This window comes from Oceanimonas smirnovii ATCC BAA-899 (genome assembly GCF_000381965.1).
Taxonomy (GTDB): Bacteria; Pseudomonadota; Gammaproteobacteria; order Enterobacterales; family Aeromonadaceae; genus Oceanimonas; species Oceanimonas smirnovii.
Genome location: NZ_KB908454.1, coordinates 415,294 through 432,024, shown reverse-complemented (window position 1 = coordinate 432,024; position 16,731 = coordinate 415,294). Strand labels below are relative to the sequence as shown.

Below are 16,731 nucleotides of genomic sequence, written 5' to 3'. Positions count from 1 at the left end.
ACCAATCCGTATTAAATAAAAGGCCCGCTTATGCGATATATCAGTATGCTGCTCTGCACTCTGCTGCTGGCCGGCTGCCAGGCACAGCCTCAGGCGGCCGATACCCTGTACGACTATCAACTGGTGGACGATAAGGGCCAGCCGTTAAGCGTGGCAGAAGCGGCGCAAAGGCTGACCGATGCCGATGTGATTATGGTGGGCGAGCTGCACGGTCACACAGGTGTACACCGTTTTCAGGCAGAACTGCTGGCGGCGCTGCTGAACCAGCCCCGGCCGATGGCACTGGCCATGGAGCAATTCACCCGTGATCACCAGCCTGAGGTAAATGCCTATCTTGCCGGCAAGATAGGCGAAGATGCCTTTATTGAACAAGCCAACGCCTGGCCTTCCTACCGCCATGATTACCGGCCGCTGGTGGAGCTGGCAAAAGCAGCCGGCATTGAGGTGATTGCCGCCAATGCGCCGCGTAATATTGTGCGCTGCATTGGCAAACTGGGGCCGGATTATCTGAACCGCTTGCCCGAGAATGAGCGAGGCTGGGTAGCAAAACAGCTGACCCTGGACGAAGATGACTACAAAATACGCTTTATGGCCACCCGCTTTCACGGTCATGCTCAAAGCGAAACTCAGTTTGCAGCACAAACCAGCTGGGACGACACCATGGCCGAAAGCATGGCGTTATATCTGACCGAGCACCCTGAGCACAACATCATGCTGACCGTAGGCCGCTTTCATATTGCCGATGGCCTGGGCACGGCACAACGGCTGCAACAGCGTATGCCCGGTGTGAAGATGGCGCTGATTTACCCTGTACTTCCCGATGAAGCCCGGCCGGCAGCACCCTTGTGGTCTTTACAAGTGCAGGCCCTGCCCGCCCCCCGCCTGGCAGGCGAGCCATTGCCGGCCATTAACATGGCTACCCCCGAGTGCCGTTAATCAATCGGCGGCAATGCAACGGTTGCGGCCTTCGGCCTTGGCACGATAGAGGGCGTCATCGGCCCGCTTGATCAGCTGGGCATAATCGGGGTGGCCGTTAAAGGTGGCGACCCCGCCACTGATGGTGACTGTTACCCGCTGCTGCTGTTCCAGCTCCAGCTCGCTGTTCATCAGCTTTTCGCGGATTTTGTCAGCCACTTTCAGCGCGCTGGCAGCATCCGCTTCCACCAGCACGACCAGCAGCTCTTCACCGCCATAGCGAAAACAGAAATCGCTGCTGCGAATATTGCCCGCCACCAGCCCGGCTACCTGCTGCAGCACCATATCGCCGCCCTTGTGGCCGTGATTGTCGTTAATGGACTTGAAATGGTCCACATCAAACAGCACCAGAGAAAAGGTACCGCCACCGCGCATGGCCAGACGCACTTCGCGGTTCAATACTGCCGGCAAAAAACGCCGGTCCAGCAGCCGGGTCAGGGTGTCACGGCCATGCTCAAGTTCAATAAAACGATCAAACAGCGTGCTCAGCACAAACGACACGGATCGCAGCTGTTGCTGTAAGGCGGCCATGTTTTCTGCCAGCACCACTCTGTTGTCCTGCACCTCTTGCAGCGCCGGCAAATGTTGCTCGTCAATCTGGTTGAGAATATGCGCTATTTTTTCAAGCTCGGGTGCGCCGTCAAACACAGACACCGCCTGATGGTAAAACCAGAGACCAAATTCGGACTGGCGCAGAGGCTGTAAGGGAATGCCAAGCTGGTGCAGGCTGAACATCAGCTCCTGGCTCCAGTCAAGCAGGGAAGCCCGTTGCCGCTCCCGCTCCACCGACAGGTTCATGCCCAGATTGTGCAGCCGGTAGGCTTCTGCTGCCCGGCTCTTGATATCCGATTTGGAAGCAAATGCCAGATTCATCAACTCCAGGGAAAGGTCAATCACTTCTATCAGATAAGTGCCTGCCTGCAGCCATTGCTCTGGCTCATGCCACTGCTGAGTAACGTATTCAAGCAAACGTTTTTTATGCAGCCGGGCACCAGCCGATACCAAATTAACAGGCAGATTGATACGGGCATGTACCCGGCCTACCTCAAACTGACGCTCTACTGCGTCCTCAACCTGAGCCAGCTCGCTCACCGCAAACACCTGCTCCAGCCAGCGGGTCATGGAGGCCGTCAGCTGCCGGTTGACCTGCTCATGCTCAAGAAAACGGCGGGCATCGGGCAGATCCATCATTTGCTGATAAAAATTCAGCGCCAGCTCCCGGCTGTGAGCCTGCACCAATTTGTATATGTCATGACGCAGCGCTGGTGCATAGTCTGTAAGAATTTGCCGCCACTGGGATCGGCCGTAATCGAGAGGATTTATCATAAACAAACACAACGCAGAAAGTAGGAAACCGGTTCAGTAAAGCAAGGCGAACCTTACTCCGCGGTCAGTTTACGATAAACTCGGCCATATTAACCGTTTCTTTTGTAACTGAACCAAAACCTATGAATGCATATTTGCTGCTGACCCTGGCCATCGTGGCCGAAGTGGTGGCCACCACCGCCCTGAAGGCCGCCGCCGGTTTTACCCGGCCTGGTCCCTCCCTGCTGGTAGTCATGGGTTATGGTCTGGCGTTCTGGTTGCTGGGGCTGGTGGTGAAAACCGTGCCGGTGGGGGTGGCCTATGCCATCTGGTCCGGGGCCGGTATCGTACTGGTAACCCTGCTGGCGATATTATTTTACCGCCAGCTGCCGGACCTGGCCGCTGTGCTTGGCATGGGGCTGATTATTGCCGGCGTAGCGGTAATACAACTGTGGTCTGACACTGGCGGGCATTAATATGAAACTATGCGGACATCGCGGCGTGGCAGCGCTGGCACCGGAAAATACCCTGGCCGGCCTGCGTGCTGCTCACAGGCTCGGGCTTGAATGGGTGGAAATTGACGTACAGCTCTGCCAGGACGACGAGGTGGTGGTAATCCACGATCAAACCGTTAACCGCTGCAGCAATGGCCGTGGACAGGTACGCGAGCTGGCATGGCCGGAGCTGGCCCGGCTGGATGCCGGTGGCTGGTTTGGCCCTGCGTTTGCCGGCGAGCCCATTCCCCGGCTGGCGGACTACCTGGCGCTGGCAAATACCCTGGGCATGAAGGTAAATATTGAACTGAAAATTCATGGCGGTGATGATGCCGCCCGGCTGAGCCGGCGGGTGAGCGAGGTGGTCAACGAGCAGCAAACGCCTGCCGGCACCCTGCTGTTCTCCAGCTTTGAACCGGCCTGCCTGGCCCACCTGCAGCCACTGGCCCCCGCCATTGCCCGCGGCCTGCTGGTGGAGCGCCTGCCCCGTGACTGGCATGCTCAATTACAGCGGCTTGGCTGCACCGCTCTGCACTGCAATCATAAATACCTGACTCAGTCTCAGGCGAAAGCAATCAAAGCCGCCGGTTTTTCTCTGCACTGCTACACCGTAAACGAGGTGGCCCGCATGCATGCCCTGGCCGACTGGGGCATGGATATGATTTTTACCGATGATCCGCGCGGGTATAGCTGACAAACGCCACCGAAGTTGCCCGAAGCAGCAGTGGGGATTGCCGTAGCCGACCGGCAAGTGCGCTTTTTATGGCTTTTGCCGCTTTTCTGTTATCATGCCAGCACGTTGCCTACCGGCAATCCCTCAATCGTCCGCCAGGACCTTGTTAGTTCGGAGTCTCATGTCATTTGCTTCCCTCGGTTTGAACGAAAAGCTCGTTCAGGCTATTAACGAATGTGGCTATACAGAGCCAACCCCCATTCAGCAACAAGCTATTCCGCTGGTATTAAAAGGGGGTGATCTGCTCGCCGGCGCTCAGACCGGCACCGGCAAAACCGCCGGCTTTGGCCTGCCCATGCTGCAGCGCCTGAGTGAAACCAAGGCCCGCCCTCTGGCCAATGGCCGGGCACCGGTGCGCGCTCTGGTACTTACTCCTACCCGTGAACTGGCCGCCCAGGTGGAAGAAAACCTGCGCGCCTACGCCAAACACACCGATCTGCGCACCCTGGTGATGTTCGGCGGTGTCAGCATCAACCCGCAAATGAAGGCCCTGGGCCGCAAGGTTGATATCGTGGTGGCCACTCCGGGCCGGCTGCTGGACCATGTATCCCAACGCTCTATCGACCTCTCCCGCGTTGAAATGCTGGTGCTGGACGAAGCCGACCGCATGCTCGACATGGGCTTTATTCGCGACATTCGCCGCGTACTGGCGCTGCTGCCCAAACAGCGGCAGAACCTGCTGTTTTCCGCCACCTTCTCCGACGAAATCAAGGCACTGGCGGAAGACCTGCTGCACCAGCCCGAGCACATTGAAGTGGCCCGCCGCAACGCCACCGCCGAAACCATTGCCCAGCGCTTCTTTGAAGTAGACAAGGGCCGCAAGCGCGCCCTGCTCAGCTACCATATCGGCCATCACAACTGGCGGCAGGTGCTGGTATTTACCCGCACCAAGCATGGTGCCAACCGCCTGGCCGAGCAGCTGGGCAAAGACGGCCTGCCGGCCATGGCCATTCACGGCAACAAGAGTCAGGGTGCCCGCACCAAGGCCCTGAGTGAGTTCAAAAATGGCGGTATTCGCGTGCTGGTGGCCACCGACATCGCGGCCCGCGGTATCGACATCAGCGAGCTGCCCCATGTGGTCAACTATGAGCTGCCCCATGTGGCGGAAGACTATGTGCACCGCATTGGCCGTACCGGTCGTGCCGGTAGCAACGGCGAAGCACTGTCGCTGGTAAGCGCCGAGGAAAAACCGCTGCTGAAAGCCATTGAAAAGCTGATCAAGCAAAGCGCCGATCTCGAGCAGGTGGCCGGTTTCGAACCCGATCCCAATGCTCCGGTGACTCCCCTTGAAAATTCACGCGGCGGCAACCGTGGGCGTAATGGTGGCGGCCAGCGTTCTGGCGGCCAGCGCAATGGCCAGCGGGCCGGCGGCAACCGTAATGGCGGCAATGGTAACGGTCAGCGCACCGGCTCCTCTCAACGCCGCTCACGTCCTCAGGCTGAGCGCAGCAACTGATAAATAATGCGCGGACAACGTGTCCGCGCTTAAATATTTTCTTATCTGAAAGATATTTTGCGCCACTTAGGTCTGATGAGTGGTGGCGCAACCGCGCCTGCAGTCCAGTTTGTAGTTGTATTTTCTCATTAGAGCATTGCCCGGAGGAAACATGAATACAATGGTACGTCGCTTTTCAGCCAGCTGTGCAGCCCTGACACTCCTGGGTGCAAGCACTGTGATGGCAGCTCATCACGAAGATAAAGCAGATATTGTTGATACCGCTGTTGCAGCAGGCAGCTTCACCACTTTGGTAACCGCGGTGCAGGCGGCCGATCTGGTCGATACGCTGAAGGGAGAAGGCCCTTTTACCGTGTTTGCCCCTACCGATGAAGCTTTTGCCAAACTCCCTGAAAATGCAGTAGAAGATTTGCTGAAACCGGAAAATAAAGAGCAACTGGTGTCTGTTCTCACCTACCATGTGGTGCCCGGAAAAATCATGGCCGCCGATGCCATGAAGGCTGACAGCGCTACCACGGTTCAAGGAGCAGATCTTGCTATCAGCACGGCGGATGGCAAGGTGATGATCAACGACGCCACCGTTGTACAGGCAGATGTTAAAGCCAGTAACGGCGTAATACATGTCATCGACACAGTCCTGATGCCCTGAGTCGGCACACGGCAACAGGCCATTAAATAATGGACTGAAAATAGTAATTTGAAAAAGCCCGGCAAATGCCGGGCTTTTAACTGTCAGCTTTCTGCTTCCAGCTTGCTTTTACGGCTGTTCAGCCAGTGCACACCGCCGCCAATCACCAGCCCCCAGAAAGCACTGCCGATTCCCAGCAAAGACACGCCCGACGCCGTGACCATAAAGGTGAGCAGGGCCGCGTCCCGTTCGTGTTCATCGCGCAATGCCACCGTTAAACTGTTGCCAATGGTGCCAAGCAGCGCCAGTCCGGCAATGGCCATAATCAGCTCCTTGGGCAACGCCGCAAACAACGACACCACAGTGGCGGCAAACATGCCCATCAATATATAAAACACGCCGGCCCACAGTGTGGCTTTGTAACGATGTTCGGGTTTGGCGTCCACTTCCGGCCCCATGCAGATGGCCGCACTGATCGCCGCAAGATTAAAGGCAAAGCCGCCAAAGGGAGCCAGCAGCACACCGGCCAGGCCGGTTACACTCACCAGCGGCGAAGCCGGCACGCCATAGCCATGAGCGCGCAGCACCGCCACCCCGGGCACGTTTTGCGAGGCCATGGTCACCATAAACAGCGGTATGCCCACCCCAATCAGACTGGCCAAACTGAACTCGGGCCACATCAGCACCGGGCCGGCAGCTTGCCAGTCTAGCCGCTCCGGATGCATCAGCCCCTGCCCTGCCGCCAGCGCCAGCCCGGCCAGCAAACACAAGGGGATCACATAGCGGGACAGCCGCCGGCGCAGCGCCAGGTACACCGCCAGCATGGCAATCACCAGTACCGGTGCCGTCTGCACCAACACGAACAGGTCCAGGCCAAAGTTAAGCAGCACGCCGCCCAGCATGGCTGCCGCCAGTCCGCCGGGCAGCAACCGCATAATATGATCAAACCAGCCGGTCAGGCCGCACACCAGCAGCAGCGCCGAGCTGAACAGAAAAACCCCCACCGCCTCGCTCATGGGCAAACCGGCCAGGGCCGTCACCAGCAGGGCCGCACCGGGGGTGGACCAGGCAGTCAGCACCGGCTGGCGGTAACGCAGGGTCAGCAGCAGCGTGGTCAGCCCCGAGCCCAGCCCCAGCGCCCACATCCAGGAGCTGGTCTGAGCCTGGCTGGCACCGGCGGACGCAGCAGCCTGAAAAATAATGGCAGCCGAGCTGCTGTAGCCGACCAGCACCGCAATAAAGCCGGCGGAAAGGTGAGACAGGCTGAACATGAAAGACTCCAAAAAAAGCGCAGCCAGGCTGCGCTTTGTTCAACAAATAATCATTACTGCTGCGCTTTCAGCAGCTCGGCACACAAGCGCACAAAGTCAGACGAAGTGACCATGCCCTGCAGCCGGCCTTCTTCATCCACCACCGTCAGGCAGCCGTGCTTGTTGCTGAGAAAGAAGTCCACCACTTCGGTAAGCGGCGCCTGCACATCCACGCTTTCCAGATCATTATCCAGAATTTCCATGACCCGGCACTGGCGCTCCCGTCTGTCCAGAGCACTGACCCCATAGTCGGAAAGCAGGCCCATAATGGTAGCAATCATGCGTTTTTGAGTCAGCACCCCCAGCAGCTTGCCGGTGAGCGGATCCACCACCGGAATATGCCGGATACTTTTTTCACGCATTAAATCATGGGCGTCTTTCAGGGTCGCGGTCTGATCCAGAGTCAGCAGCTCCCGGGTCATGATGTCGCCAACACATTCTAAAGCCATGAGAAACTTCCTTTTTTCATATTTATCATCATCACTCATAGTATGAGCCCTGTTTTGGCACAGTGCTGCGCCGCTTGCAACAAAAACAAAAAGCCCGCAGGCAAAATGCATGCGGGCTGTTAACGGCGCGAAACTATATTACTGATTCGCCGCCATGGGTTTGTGGCCGTCAGTCAGGTGCAGTACATCCACCAGATCGTCTCCGCTTACCGCAAAGGCCTGGCCAAAACCTTTTACAAACAGGCCTTTGATGGGCACCAGACGAAACAGATGAAAGTCTGCCAGGTTTGCCAGGCCGGTTACCGTCTCGCCATGACGCTCGGTGAGAGCGTCAACCCCCAGCTGCCAGGCATCGGTGTTGCGCGCTACCCGCTCCGGGGTGGCATCAAAGGTCAGGCGCTTGCGGGCAAACAGAGTGCGGCTGTTCTGCTCGTCTTCCACCATCATCAGTGACACTTTCGGGTTGGCCAGCAGGTTACGGGCATGGCGGGCCATTTCGCTGATCAGAATGTAATAGCCGTCTTCACGCAGGGCAAACGGCGCATAGCTGACATTGGGCTGGCCTTCGGCATCCACGGTGGCCAGCAACAAGGTTTTCATTTGATCCCGAAACTCACGAATTTCCGGCTCCAGCCGTCCCTGCAAACGGGCCTGTTTTTCAGCGTGCTCAGCCATGTTGCAACTCCTTCAGTACATGAAACGCAGCCACCTGTTCAGGGAACAGTGTCCCTTTATCATCGCGGCCCAGATAAATTTTAAAAATGCAGTGGCCTGCCTCATTGTAAAACACAATGGCGTGAGCCTCTTTGCCCCGGTGCGGCTTGCTCTGCAGGGCAATATGACAAATGGCATCCAGCTTGAGGTGCCCATGCAGCTCACCGGGCGCACCAAACAGGTTGTAGTAACCATGACCGATGCGGCCTCTGGGCAGGGGAGCCTTTACCTCAAAAACGGAGCCGGACACTTCAATAATGGTGGTAACCGGCCCCCACTCCGCCACCTGCTCCAGCACAGTTTGAGCATGCCGGCCGGCCAGCGGGCAGACCATGTTCGCCGGCAGGCATTGCATCACTCGCCACTCGCTGGTGTTCAGCCGGCGGGCCATTTCCACCGGGCGCAGGGCCGGCTCGGCGGCCAGCAGGGCGCTGATACTTTCTTTCAGCTCCGACATGGATAACTCCTTGAATATTAGAAGCGGTACAGGGCGCTCAGCTTGATATTACGTCCGGGCTCATACAGCTCACTGAAAGCACGGCGGTAATAACGATCGGTCAGGTTGTCTGCGGTCAAAGCCAGCTCCAGCCCGCTGAATGCTCCCCGGGCATACCAGCTGGCACCCACATCCAGCAGGGTGTAGTTGCTGTAATCTCTGTCTTCAAATTGTACCGAGCCGGCATATGTTAACCGGGCACCCAGCCTGAACTGGCTGTCCAGCAACCAGTAGCCGGCATGAGCCACCCATTTGTCTGCGGGAATGCCTTCCAGCGCCTTGCCGGTAGCCTTGTCTCTGCCGAGGGTGCGGCCGTAAGAAAGGCCCAGCTCCAGATCCCGCCAGTCATAGTCAATAGCCAGCTCCCCTCCCTGCAGCTCGGCATCCTGCACATTGTCATAACGGGTTTCAAACACCCTGTTGGCAAAGTCCATGATAATTTGCTGTTCAATAAAGTCTTTCACCTCATTCCGGAACAGGCTGGCGTTCAGCCTGAGCCTGTCCTCGCCCGTCAGCACACCATCAAAGCTTGCCCGGACAATCAGCTCCTTGTTGGCCGCTTTTTCCGGGCGCAGCTCAGGGTTGGGCACAAAGACATTGGTTCCCATCGGACCCAAGGAGAAATGCGTTCCTGTGGTGTACAGCTCTTCGCTGGTAGGTGCTCTGAACGCCTCGTCATAACGGGCAATCAGTTCCAGCCAGCCGGTGGCCTGCCAGCTCAGCGCCAGCGATTTGGACAGCTCGCTCTCGCTGCGCTTTGAACCGGCAAGATTCTTGGCCTCGGTCTGAAAATGGTCGTAACGCAAAGCCGGCAGCAGGGTCCAGGCCCCGGACAAGGGCAGCTCAGCCTGCACAAAGCTGCCCACCACCTCGGAACGGCCATCTGCCGGTATAGGACGGTTAGTACCTTGCCGGTAGCCACGGCTTTTATCCTGATAGCCGTCCAGTCCGTAGGTGAGTTTACCCCACTCCAGCCGGGAGCGGTTTACCAGACTGAGCCCCAGAGTGCGATAGTCAGTATGATCACGCTGGTGTTGTGCCACACGAAACTCATCCACTTCGGAGCGGTTGTGGTACAGCGTCAGATCCAGATTCACCAGCCCGGAGGCCGGGTTCAGCTGATAATCCAGCACAGTACTCTGATCGGTCGATTCCCGATCCACCAGCGGACTGCTGGTATTCACATTGGTTTCAGGATTACCGGGCACAGAACCGATGGTTTCACTCTGGCGGTGGCTCAGGCTAAAGCGCTGAGTATCGTCCGGCTGCCAGCCAAGCTTGATCAGCCCGCCCTGACCTCGCTCGGCGGAATAGGCAAGGCTGCGATCATCGCCCAGACGAACATCGTTCTGATCCCGGTAATAGCCGTTCAGCAGCAGATCAAACTGCTCACCGGCACCATAAATAGCAGCACTGGTGCGGTTTTGATCTGCCGCCGTGCCATGACCCTGCCTGATATAGCCACCCACACTCTGGCCATCGTTCAGCAAATCCCGCCCGTCCTGAGTGGTCTGCGCCACCACGCCGCCAATGGCACCACTGCCCCACAGGCTGCCGGCCGGACCTTTAATAACATCAATCTGCTTGAGCAGCTCGGGATCCAGCTGATAGGTGCCTCTGTGTCCGGCCACAAAGTTCTGCCGGGCACCGTCTACCAACTGCAGCACCCGGGTACCTTCAAGACCACGAATAACCGGTTTTTGATTACTTCCCCGCGGGCCACCGCCAATATCAATATTGGGCTGGTATTTAAGTGCGTCAGCCACACTGTCGGGTTGCTGTTGCTCCAGTTGCTGACGAGTGATAACAGCGGCGCTGTACTTGCTGCTGCTCAGGGTAGAATTATCGCGGCTGGCCTGGACCAGCACTTCCTCCAGCTCACTGCTGCCAACGGCCGTTGCCGGTGCTGACAACGCCATTCCCAGAGCCAGCGCTATCAGCGACGGCTTATTTATCACATCGTTATGCTTCACCTGGCACTCACCGCCTATTGGGTTTTAAGATGGTAGCGAGATTAATGAAACAGTTTTCTAAATGCAACCAATTATCATTTCAATAGACATTGCCATAAAAATCCGTATGCTGTGGCTGTGATATTTTTGTAATGTTTTTTTGAGGATGGATTGTGAGCCTTAAACGCTATGGCGTCTTTGTTGTTTGTTCTCTGTTGCTTCATGGGCTGCTGGCTCAGGCAATGGAGCGCAATCCCATGGAAATTGCGCTGGCACCGGCTGAAAACCCGGGCCCCATCAGCGTTAAAATGATGCCCACCGTGACCAGGCCCGCTCCCCCTGAGCCCGCGCCACCCAAGCCGGAACCGAAACCAGAGCCAAAACCCAAGCCTGAGCCGGCCAAGCCAAAGCCAAAGCCAAAGCCGGAACCAAAACCCGAGCCCAAGCCTAAGCCCAAACCGGTGCCCAAACCTGAGCCAGCGCCCAGGCCTGCTCCCAAGCCGGCACCGGCCCCCGAGCCAGTCAAACAAGCCCCCAGGGAGCAGCCCCAGCAAACCAAAAACAGTGCGCCCAAGCGTATTGAAAAGCCGAGCTTTAAAACCCGGCCCTCGCCCATTGCCTACCCGGTGCAGGCGCGCCGGCGTGGCCTGGAGGGCACAGTGGTGGTTGAGGTATGGCTGGACGAGCAGGGCAAGCAAACCAAACGTGTTCTGGCACGCTCTTCCGGCGTGAATGTGCTCGACAAGGCGGCCATTAAAGCCATCGCCAAATGGCAGTTTTCTGCTTATATAGAAAACGGCCAGGCCCTGGCTCACCGCGTACAGATCCCCATTCGTTTCAAACTGGACTAAATCATGGCGTTTATTAATCAACTGCATCAACAACTGGGCCTGATGAGCTGGCCCCTGATCATCTGCTCTGTCATTACTCTGGCCATCTGGCTGGAGCGGGGTCTGACCCTGCTGTGGATAAGCCTGCGCGGCGAGCAGGAAAAACGCCGTCTGCGCAGCCAGGGCAACACCTATCCCGGCAAGGATGAAAAAGCCCCTGCCTCTGTCATGCTGCAGGGCTGCCGGTTGCTGATACAACACCAGGAATGCTCTAAAGCCATTCGGGAAGATCTGGCTGCGGTCTGGCTGCAGCAACAGCGCCGCCGTCTGCATGCCGGCCTGCGAGTACTGACCCTGGTGGGGGTTATCAGCCCGCTGCTGGGCCTGCTGGGCACAGTGCTTGGCCTGATTGAAATGTTCAGAAGCATAGGTGAGAGCGGCGGCCCCGTTACGCCGGCACTGCTGGCCGACGGCCTGGGCCTTGCCATGAGCACCACCGCCGCCGGCCTGCTGATTGCCCTGCCGGCCATTGCCGGTGCCCAGCTGTTCGGGCTGTGGGCCGATCGTCTGCTTGACCGCCTGACCCACGAGCTGAACCGCTGCAACCTGCATCTGGAAGGACTGGGGCTGGGAGGTCGTTCATGATCAAAAGCCCAGAGGCGAGCCAGTCGGCCTGGCGCGCCATGACCCCCGACATTACTCCCCTGCTCGATATCATTTTTATCGTGCTGGTGTTTTTGCTGCTCACCGCCAATATTCCGCTGCAGTCTCTGGAAGTGGACTTGCCCAAAACCGACAGCGAGGCGCTGTCTGCCGTGCTGGATGAAAAGAGCATCACCATCAATCTGCTGGCGGGCAGTCCGGCCTGGGCGCTGCAGGGGGAAAAATACGAAGACTGGGCCACCTTCAGGCCGGTGCTGGAAAGCCAGGTAGAAGCTCTGAAGAAAGCGGATCTGATACTGGCCTCCGACGGTGCTGTGACCGTGGACAATATGATGAAGCTGCTGGCCTTTTTGCAGGAGCATGAAATTCAGGCCACTGAAATTCTGATGGAGGAAGAATAATGAAAGCCCTGCTGCTTGCCCCTCTGTTACTGCTGGCCGGCACGGCGGCGGCCGATAGTGAACGCGTACTCAGCGCCGGCAGCAGTGTGACCGAGCTGATCCTGGCGCTCAATGCCAAAGACCAGTTGGTGGCCACCGACAGCACCAGCGTGCTGCCCGAAGGACTGACCCTGCCCAGGCTGGGTTATCATCGTCAGCTCAGCGCCGAAGGCATGCTGTCTGCCGAACCGGACCTGGTGGTGGGCAGTGCGGAAATGGGCCCGGATGATGCCCTGGCGCTGGTGGCGCGCGCCGGCGTAACCGTGGAAAAACTGCCAGAGGCCCTGACAGTGGAAGCGCTGCAGCACAATATTACTCGCCTGGGTGAGCTGCTGGACAGGCAAGCCGACGCCGGTGCCCTGCACCAACAGGTGCAGCAACAGGCCGAGGCACTCAAGCAGGGTGCCAATGGCAAAAGCGCGGTATTTTTGCTGCTGGGCGACGGCAATAACATTCAGGTCGCCGGGCGTAACAGCCTGGCCGACAGCCTGATCACCCTTGCCGGCGGAAAAAACCCGGCCACCGGGCTTGAAGGCTATAAACCGGTGGCCATGGAAGCCCTGGTGACCATGCAACCCGAAGTCATACTGGTAAGCCGCCGGCACCTTGACCAGCAAGGCACTACCGCCGAGCTGCTGCGCCGTTTTCCGCTGCTGGCTCAAACCCCGGCCGCCAAACAAAATGCCATCGTGGCCATTAACGGCCGGGCGCTGATCGGCGGCCTGGGCCTGTCTACTCTGAGTGAGGCCGAGCGCCTGCACCGGGAGTGGTTCGCCAAACCATGATGCGCCACCCTGCCCTGTTTCCTGCTCTGCTTGCTCTGCTGGTGGCCACCGGGATCAGCTCGCTGGCCACCGGCCCCATGGCCCTGAACTGGGGCAGCCTCACTCGGTTAAGCCAGACCGAACAACTGGTATTACTGCATATTCGCCTGCCGCGCACCCTGCTATGTCTGGCGGTAGGAGCGACGCTGGCCATGTGCGGTGCCGTGATGCAGGGCCTGTTTCGCAACCCGCTGGCAGATCCCGGTATTATCGGTGTATCCAGTGGTGCTGCGCTGGGGGCGGCCCTGTCCATGGTGCTGCTGGCACCGCTGTCGGCCACCCTGCCCGCCTGGCTGGGGGCCGGTTTGACTTCCTTTATGGCTTTTGGCGGCGGCCTTATTACCACACTGGTGATTTACCGCCTGTCGCGCACGCCTCAGGGCACTTCGGTAAGTGTGCTGCTGCTGGCGGGGGTGGCCATTGGTGCCCTGGCCGGCGGTGTGCTGGGGCTGATGAACTATCTGGCCGATAACGAAACCCTGCGGGATCTTGCCCTGTGGCAAATGGGCTCTCTGGCTCAGAGCAGTGTGCCCCAGCTGCTGCTGGTGTGCGCTACCGCTTTTATTCTGTTACTGCTGCTGAGCCGTCAGGCCACGGCGCTCAACGCCCTGGCGCTGGGCGAAGCGGAAGCCCGCCATCTGGGCATTGAAGTGCAACGGCTTAAGCGCCAGCTGGTGCTGATCACCGCGCTGGCGGTGGGCATTTGCGTAGCCGCCGTGGGCATTATCGGCTTTGTGGGGCTGGTGGTGCCTCACCTGGTGCGGCTGATTTCAGGTCCGGATCATCGCAGCCTGCTGCCGCTGTCAGCACTGCTGGGTGCCTGGCTGCTGCTGCTGGCCGATATGCTGGCCCGCACTCTGGCGGCCCCGGCGGAAATGCCCGTGGGCATCGTCACCGCCCTGCTGGGGGCCCCCTTCTTTCTGTGGCTGCTGCTGAAACAAAAACGAGGCACGGGTCTGGCATGACAAGGTCTCCCCTGCATATGCACGGCTTGTCGTTGTCGGTTAACCGCCGCCGCTTGCTGAGCGACATTGAGCTTGAGCTTGAAGCCGGCCAGGTCACCGTGCTGATCGGCCCCAACGGAGCTGGCAAAAGCACCCTGTTTCGCGCCATTGCCGGTGAAATGAAGCATGAGGGCGAGCTGCAGCTGTTTGGTCGCCCACGAGCGCAATGGCACCCGCAGGAGCTGGCCCGCCGGCTGGCGGTGCTGCCCCAGCAATCCGGTCTGATGTTTCCGTTTTCGGCCCATGAGGTGGTGGCCATGGGGCGCATTCCTCACGATACCCTGAACCGGGAAAACGAGCCCATAGTGCAAGCTTGCATGCAGCGGGCCAATGTGTGGCATTTAAAGAACGCAGCCTATCCCCGGCTGTCGGGGGGTGAAAAGCAGCGGGTGCACTTTGCCCGTGTGCTGGCTCAGCTGGCCGGCGGCCCCGGGCAGCAACTGCTGTTGCTGGACGAGCCCACCTCGGCGCTGGATCTGGGCCAGCAGCACGGCCTGCTGAGGGAAGCCCGGCAACTGGCCGCCGAAGGTACCGCCGTGCTGGTCATTTTGCACGATCTCAACCTGGCGGCCCGCTATGGTGATCAATTGGTGCTGATGCACGATGGCCGCATCGACTGCAGCGGCAAGCCTGAGCAGGTACTCACTCCCGAGCGGCTGGAAAAACACTTTGGCTACCGGGCTCAGCTGCTGCAAAGCCCCGATGGACATGCCGTGCTGGTGTAATTTATGACAAACGAAACCGGCCTACCAGCTGGTTCATCTGTCCCGCCAGCTTGGCCAGCTCATCGCTGGCCGACGAGGTTTGGGTCACACCAGTGGCACTTTGTTCGGCAATGCTGCTGATAGTCACCAGGTTGCGGTCTATCTCTCGTGCCACCTGGGCCTGCTCTTCTGCGGCACTGGCAATCACCAGGTTCATATCGTTAATTTCTCCGATACGCTCTGCAATATGGTTAAGAGCCTGCTCAGCCTCACCAGCCATGGTCCGGCTGCGGCTAGCGTAATCGGCACTTTGTTGCATTTCGTTCACCGATTCACCAGTAGCATGCTGAATAGTAGAAATGATGTGTTCAATTTCTGCAGTGGAACTCTGAGTTCGCTGAGCCAGGTTACGCACCTCATCAGCTACTACCGCAAAGCCACGGCCGGCATCGCCGGCTCGGGCCGCCTCAATGGCCGCATTCAGCGCCAGCAAATTTGTCTGCTCGGCAATAGCCTGGATCACATCCAGCACTTGCCCGATATTGGCCGCTTCGGTAGCCAGTCGTCCGACCGTACCTGAGGTGCTATCCAACTGATTGGCCAACTGCTCAATCACTCCACGGGTTGCCGCTACCTGCTGCCGCCCTTCTTCTGCCACCTGGGAGGTTTCAGTAGATGCCGCCGATGTGCGGTTAGCATTGCCCGCAACTTCCTCTACCGCTGCCGACATTTCAGTTACAGCGGTAGCTGCCATCTGAACTTCTTCATTTTGCTGATGAATACCTCTGGTGGTTTCACCGGTAACCACATGAAGTTCTTCCGCCGCTGCTGCCAACTGAGCAGATGATCCCTGAATTTCCTGCAGTGTATTATTGAGCGCTAGCTGCATTTGCCGCACCGACTGCTGTACCTGTGCAATTTCGTCCTTGCCCTCTCCGGTTACCGTATAACGAAGATCTCCTGCAGCCACTTGGGCCGCTGCTTTTTTGAGCGTCTCAAGCGGATGGGTAATACTGCGCACGAGCCACACAGCCAGACCAGCCCCCAGTAACAGCATTATCAACAACTGAATAATAACGCCGTTACGCGTTCGCTCGTAGTCAATGAGTGCCAGGTTATACTCCTGCCGGGACTGCTCAAGCTGAATATCAATTAATCGGCTAAACCTGGCTCCCAAGGGATCGATCAGCTGATATAATTCCTCTCTTACAAAACGATTCAATCCCGACAGATCACTTGAACGCAGTAACGTGGCTAACCGAGATAGTGGCACTTCAGTTGCCTTCATCAGAGGAATAAGCTCCTGTACCAGTTGTTGCTCTTCCGGCACCATTTTAGTTGAACTATAAACACTCCAGTGACTGTCGATCTGTTGGCGCGCCTTTTCCAGCTCACTCAGCGCTTTTTCAAAAGATAAATCGCCACTACGTACCTTCTGACTGCTGTCTACTATGTTAACCGCATACATATCGGCGATAACCTTGAGGTCCCGCAGCGGAACCACCCTATCCTGATAAACAGTATTCAGATCAGCCAGACTGCGCTGCAGCGCACTCAGACCACTAATGCCCTGAAGTAGACACCCCAGCAGCAGCAGAGCGGTCAGTACCAAAAGGCGTGTTTTAATCGTCCAATTGCGTAACATCATATTATTTAGTTCCATTACTGCATGAAGATGGGAAGCGACTCTCAAACCTACTCCAGCCCCGCAACAGGAGACGGAAAAACAAATACGCAATACAGACTCATACGAG

18 protein-coding genes are annotated in these 16,731 nt (G+C 58.1%); 11 read left to right on the top strand and 7 right to left on the bottom strand.

The features are described 5' to 3' along the window. Nucleotides 1–30 precede the first annotated feature (30 nt). Nucleotides 31–936, top strand: coding sequence for a ChaN family lipoprotein (locus G364_RS0102015; RefSeq protein ID WP_019933480.1), 906 nt, complete (start codon nucleotides 31–33; stop codon nucleotides 934–936). On the opposite strand, the gene G364_RS0102010 is transcribed toward G364_RS0102015, so the two are convergent. Beyond that, nucleotides 937–2,301 (bottom strand): GGDEF domain-containing protein, encoded by a 1,365-nt coding sequence (locus tag G364_RS0102010; RefSeq protein ID WP_019933479.1) that lies wholly within the window; start codon nucleotides 2,299–2,301, stop codon nucleotides 937–939. Between the two features lie 122 nt (nucleotides 2,302–2,423). Here G364_RS0102010 and G364_RS0102005 point away from each other — a divergent pair, with 122 nt between their 5' ends. The 4 genes from G364_RS0102005 to G364_RS0101990 all read left to right on the top strand — a co-directional run bounded on the left by G364_RS0102005 (nucleotide 2,424) and on the right by G364_RS0101990 (nucleotide 5,612). After that, nucleotides 2,424–2,756, top strand: a complete 333-nt coding sequence (locus G364_RS0102005; RefSeq protein WP_019933478.1) for a DMT family transporter — start codon at nucleotides 2,424–2,426, stop codon at nucleotides 2,754–2,756. 1 nt (nucleotide 2,757) lies between these two features. After that, nucleotides 2,758–3,468 carry a glycerophosphoryl diester phosphodiesterase gene (locus G364_RS0102000; protein WP_026344620.1) on the top strand — a complete coding sequence of 237 codons (711 nt, stop codon included), beginning with the start codon at nucleotides 2,758–2,760 and terminating at the stop codon, nucleotides 3,466–3,468. 160 nt (nucleotides 3,469–3,628) lie between these two features. Then, nucleotides 3,629–4,963: a DEAD/DEAH box helicase gene (locus tag G364_RS0101995; protein ID WP_019933476.1), complete on the top strand. Its 1,335-nt coding sequence runs from the start codon at nucleotides 3,629–3,631 to the stop codon at nucleotides 4,961–4,963. Between the two features lie 151 nt (nucleotides 4,964–5,114). Continuing rightward, a complete protein-coding gene (locus G364_RS0101990) occupies nucleotides 5,115–5,612 on the top strand; it encodes a fasciclin domain-containing protein (protein ID WP_019933475.1) in 498 nt (165 codons plus the stop codon). An 83-nt stretch (nucleotides 5,613–5,695) separates the two neighbouring features. On the opposite strand, the gene G364_RS0101985 is transcribed toward G364_RS0101990, so the two are convergent. The 5 genes from G364_RS0101985 to G364_RS0101965 all read right to left on the bottom strand — a co-directional run bounded on the left by G364_RS0101985 (nucleotide 5,696) and on the right by G364_RS0101965 (nucleotide 10,518). Then, nucleotides 5,696–6,862, bottom strand: a complete 1,167-nt coding sequence (locus G364_RS0101985) for a benzoate/H(+) symporter BenE family transporter (protein WP_019933474.1) — start codon at nucleotides 6,860–6,862, stop codon at nucleotides 5,696–5,698. 53 nt (nucleotides 6,863–6,915) lie between these two features. After that, a complete protein-coding gene (locus G364_RS0101980; protein ID WP_019933473.1) occupies nucleotides 6,916–7,350 on the bottom strand; it encodes a CBS domain-containing protein in 435 nt (144 codons plus the stop codon). Between the two features lie 138 nt (nucleotides 7,351–7,488). After that, nucleotides 7,489–8,025, bottom strand: coding sequence for a heme utilization protein HutZ (hutZ, locus tag G364_RS0101975; protein WP_019933472.1), 537 nt, complete (start codon nucleotides 8,023–8,025; stop codon nucleotides 7,489–7,491). After that, complete coding sequence (gene hutX, locus G364_RS0101970) at nucleotides 8,018–8,521, bottom strand: heme utilization cystosolic carrier protein HutX (protein ID WP_019933471.1); 504 nt, start codon at nucleotides 8,519–8,521, stop codon at nucleotides 8,018–8,020. Before hutX ends, hutZ begins: the two co-directional genes overlap by 8 nt. Nucleotides 8,522–8,538: 17 nt before the next feature. After that, complete coding sequence (locus G364_RS0101965; protein WP_040614418.1) at nucleotides 8,539–10,518, bottom strand: TonB-dependent hemoglobin/transferrin/lactoferrin family receptor; 1,980 nt, start codon at nucleotides 10,516–10,518, stop codon at nucleotides 8,539–8,541. Between the two features lie 167 nt (nucleotides 10,519–10,685). Here G364_RS0101965 and G364_RS16940 point away from each other — a divergent pair, with 167 nt between their 5' ends. Genes G364_RS16940 through G364_RS0101935 form a run of 6 tightly spaced genes read left to right on the top strand, consistent with a single transcriptional unit; the run spans nucleotide 10,686 to nucleotide 14,998 of the window. Next, nucleotides 10,686–11,363, top strand: a complete 678-nt coding sequence (locus tag G364_RS16940; protein ID WP_026344616.1) for an energy transducer TonB — start codon at nucleotides 10,686–10,688, stop codon at nucleotides 11,361–11,363. Nucleotides 11,364–11,366: 3 nt separating this feature from the next. Next, the gene (locus G364_RS0101955) at nucleotides 11,367–11,987 is read left to right on the top strand and encodes a MotA/TolQ/ExbB proton channel family protein (RefSeq protein WP_019933467.1); all 621 of its coding nucleotides are present in this window, start codon (nucleotides 11,367–11,369) and stop codon (nucleotides 11,985–11,987) included. Then, nucleotides 11,984–12,406 (top strand): ExbD/TolR family protein, encoded by a 423-nt coding sequence (locus G364_RS0101950; protein WP_019933466.1) that lies wholly within the window; start codon nucleotides 11,984–11,986, stop codon nucleotides 12,404–12,406. The genes G364_RS0101955 and G364_RS0101950 overlap by 4 nt, the downstream gene beginning before the upstream one ends. Further along, nucleotides 12,406–13,230 (top strand): heme/hemin ABC transporter substrate-binding protein, encoded by an 825-nt coding sequence (locus tag G364_RS0101945; RefSeq protein ID WP_019933465.1) that lies wholly within the window; start codon nucleotides 12,406–12,408, stop codon nucleotides 13,228–13,230. The genes G364_RS0101950 and G364_RS0101945 overlap by 1 nt, the downstream gene beginning before the upstream one ends. After that, nucleotides 13,227–14,234 carry a FecCD family ABC transporter permease gene (locus G364_RS0101940; protein WP_019933464.1) on the top strand — a complete coding sequence of 336 codons (1,008 nt, stop codon included), beginning with the start codon at nucleotides 13,227–13,229 and terminating at the stop codon, nucleotides 14,232–14,234. Before G364_RS0101945 ends, G364_RS0101940 begins: the two co-directional genes overlap by 4 nt. After that, a complete protein-coding gene (locus tag G364_RS0101935) occupies nucleotides 14,231–14,998 on the top strand; it encodes a heme ABC transporter ATP-binding protein (protein WP_026344614.1) in 768 nt (255 codons plus the stop codon). Before G364_RS0101940 ends, G364_RS0101935 begins: the two co-directional genes overlap by 4 nt. Before the next feature lies 1 nt (nucleotide 14,999). Here G364_RS0101935 and G364_RS0101930 read toward each other — a convergent pair whose 3' ends face one another. After that, a complete protein-coding gene (locus G364_RS0101930; RefSeq protein WP_019933462.1) occupies nucleotides 15,000–16,625 on the bottom strand; it encodes a methyl-accepting chemotaxis protein in 1,626 nt (541 codons plus the stop codon). Between the last annotated feature and the right edge of the window lie 106 nt (nucleotides 16,626–16,731).

Excerpts from the sequence above, each read along its gene's own strand:
- G364_RS0102015 (WP_019933480.1), top strand. The coding sequence starts at position 31 with ATGCGATATATCAGTATGCTGCTCTGCACTCTGCTGCTGGCCGGCTGC.
- G364_RS0102010 (WP_019933479.1), bottom strand. The coding sequence starts at position 2,301 with ATGATAAATCCTCTCGATTACGGCCGATCCCAGTGGCGGCAAATTCTT.
- G364_RS0102005 (WP_019933478.1), top strand. The coding sequence starts at position 2,424 with ATGAATGCATATTTGCTGCTGACCCTGGCCATCGTGGCCGAAGTGGTG.
- G364_RS0102000 (WP_026344620.1), top strand. The coding sequence starts at position 2,758 with ATGAAACTATGCGGACATCGCGGCGTGGCAGCGCTGGCACCGGAAAAT.
- G364_RS0101995 (WP_019933476.1), top strand. The coding sequence starts at position 3,629 with ATGTCATTTGCTTCCCTCGGTTTGAACGAAAAGCTCGTTCAGGCTATT.
- G364_RS0101990 (WP_019933475.1), top strand. The coding sequence starts at position 5,115 with ATGAATACAATGGTACGTCGCTTTTCAGCCAGCTGTGCAGCCCTGACA.
- G364_RS0101985 (WP_019933474.1), bottom strand. The coding sequence starts at position 6,862 with ATGTTCAGCCTGTCTCACCTTTCCGCCGGCTTTATTGCGGTGCTGGTC.
- G364_RS0101980 (WP_019933473.1), bottom strand. The coding sequence starts at position 7,350 with ATGGCTTTAGAATGTGTTGGCGACATCATGACCCGGGAGCTGCTGACT.
- hutZ (WP_019933472.1), bottom strand. The coding sequence starts at position 8,025 with ATGGCTGAGCACGCTGAAAAACAGGCCCGTTTGCAGGGACGGCTGGAG.
- hutX (WP_019933471.1), bottom strand. The coding sequence starts at position 8,521 with ATGTCGGAGCTGAAAGAAAGTATCAGCGCCCTGCTGGCCGCCGAGCCG.
- G364_RS0101955 (WP_019933467.1), top strand. The coding sequence starts at position 11,367 with ATGGCGTTTATTAATCAACTGCATCAACAACTGGGCCTGATGAGCTGG.
- G364_RS0101950 (WP_019933466.1), top strand. The coding sequence starts at position 11,984 with ATGATCAAAAGCCCAGAGGCGAGCCAGTCGGCCTGGCGCGCCATGACC.
- G364_RS0101945 (WP_019933465.1), top strand. The coding sequence starts at position 12,406 with ATGAAAGCCCTGCTGCTTGCCCCTCTGTTACTGCTGGCCGGCACGGCG.
- G364_RS0101940 (WP_019933464.1), top strand. The coding sequence starts at position 13,227 with ATGATGCGCCACCCTGCCCTGTTTCCTGCTCTGCTTGCTCTGCTGGTG.
- G364_RS0101935 (WP_026344614.1), top strand. The coding sequence starts at position 14,231 with ATGACAAGGTCTCCCCTGCATATGCACGGCTTGTCGTTGTCGGTTAAC.
- G364_RS0101930 (WP_019933462.1), bottom strand. The coding sequence starts at position 16,625 with ATGATGTTACGCAATTGGACGATTAAAACACGCCTTTTGGTACTGACC.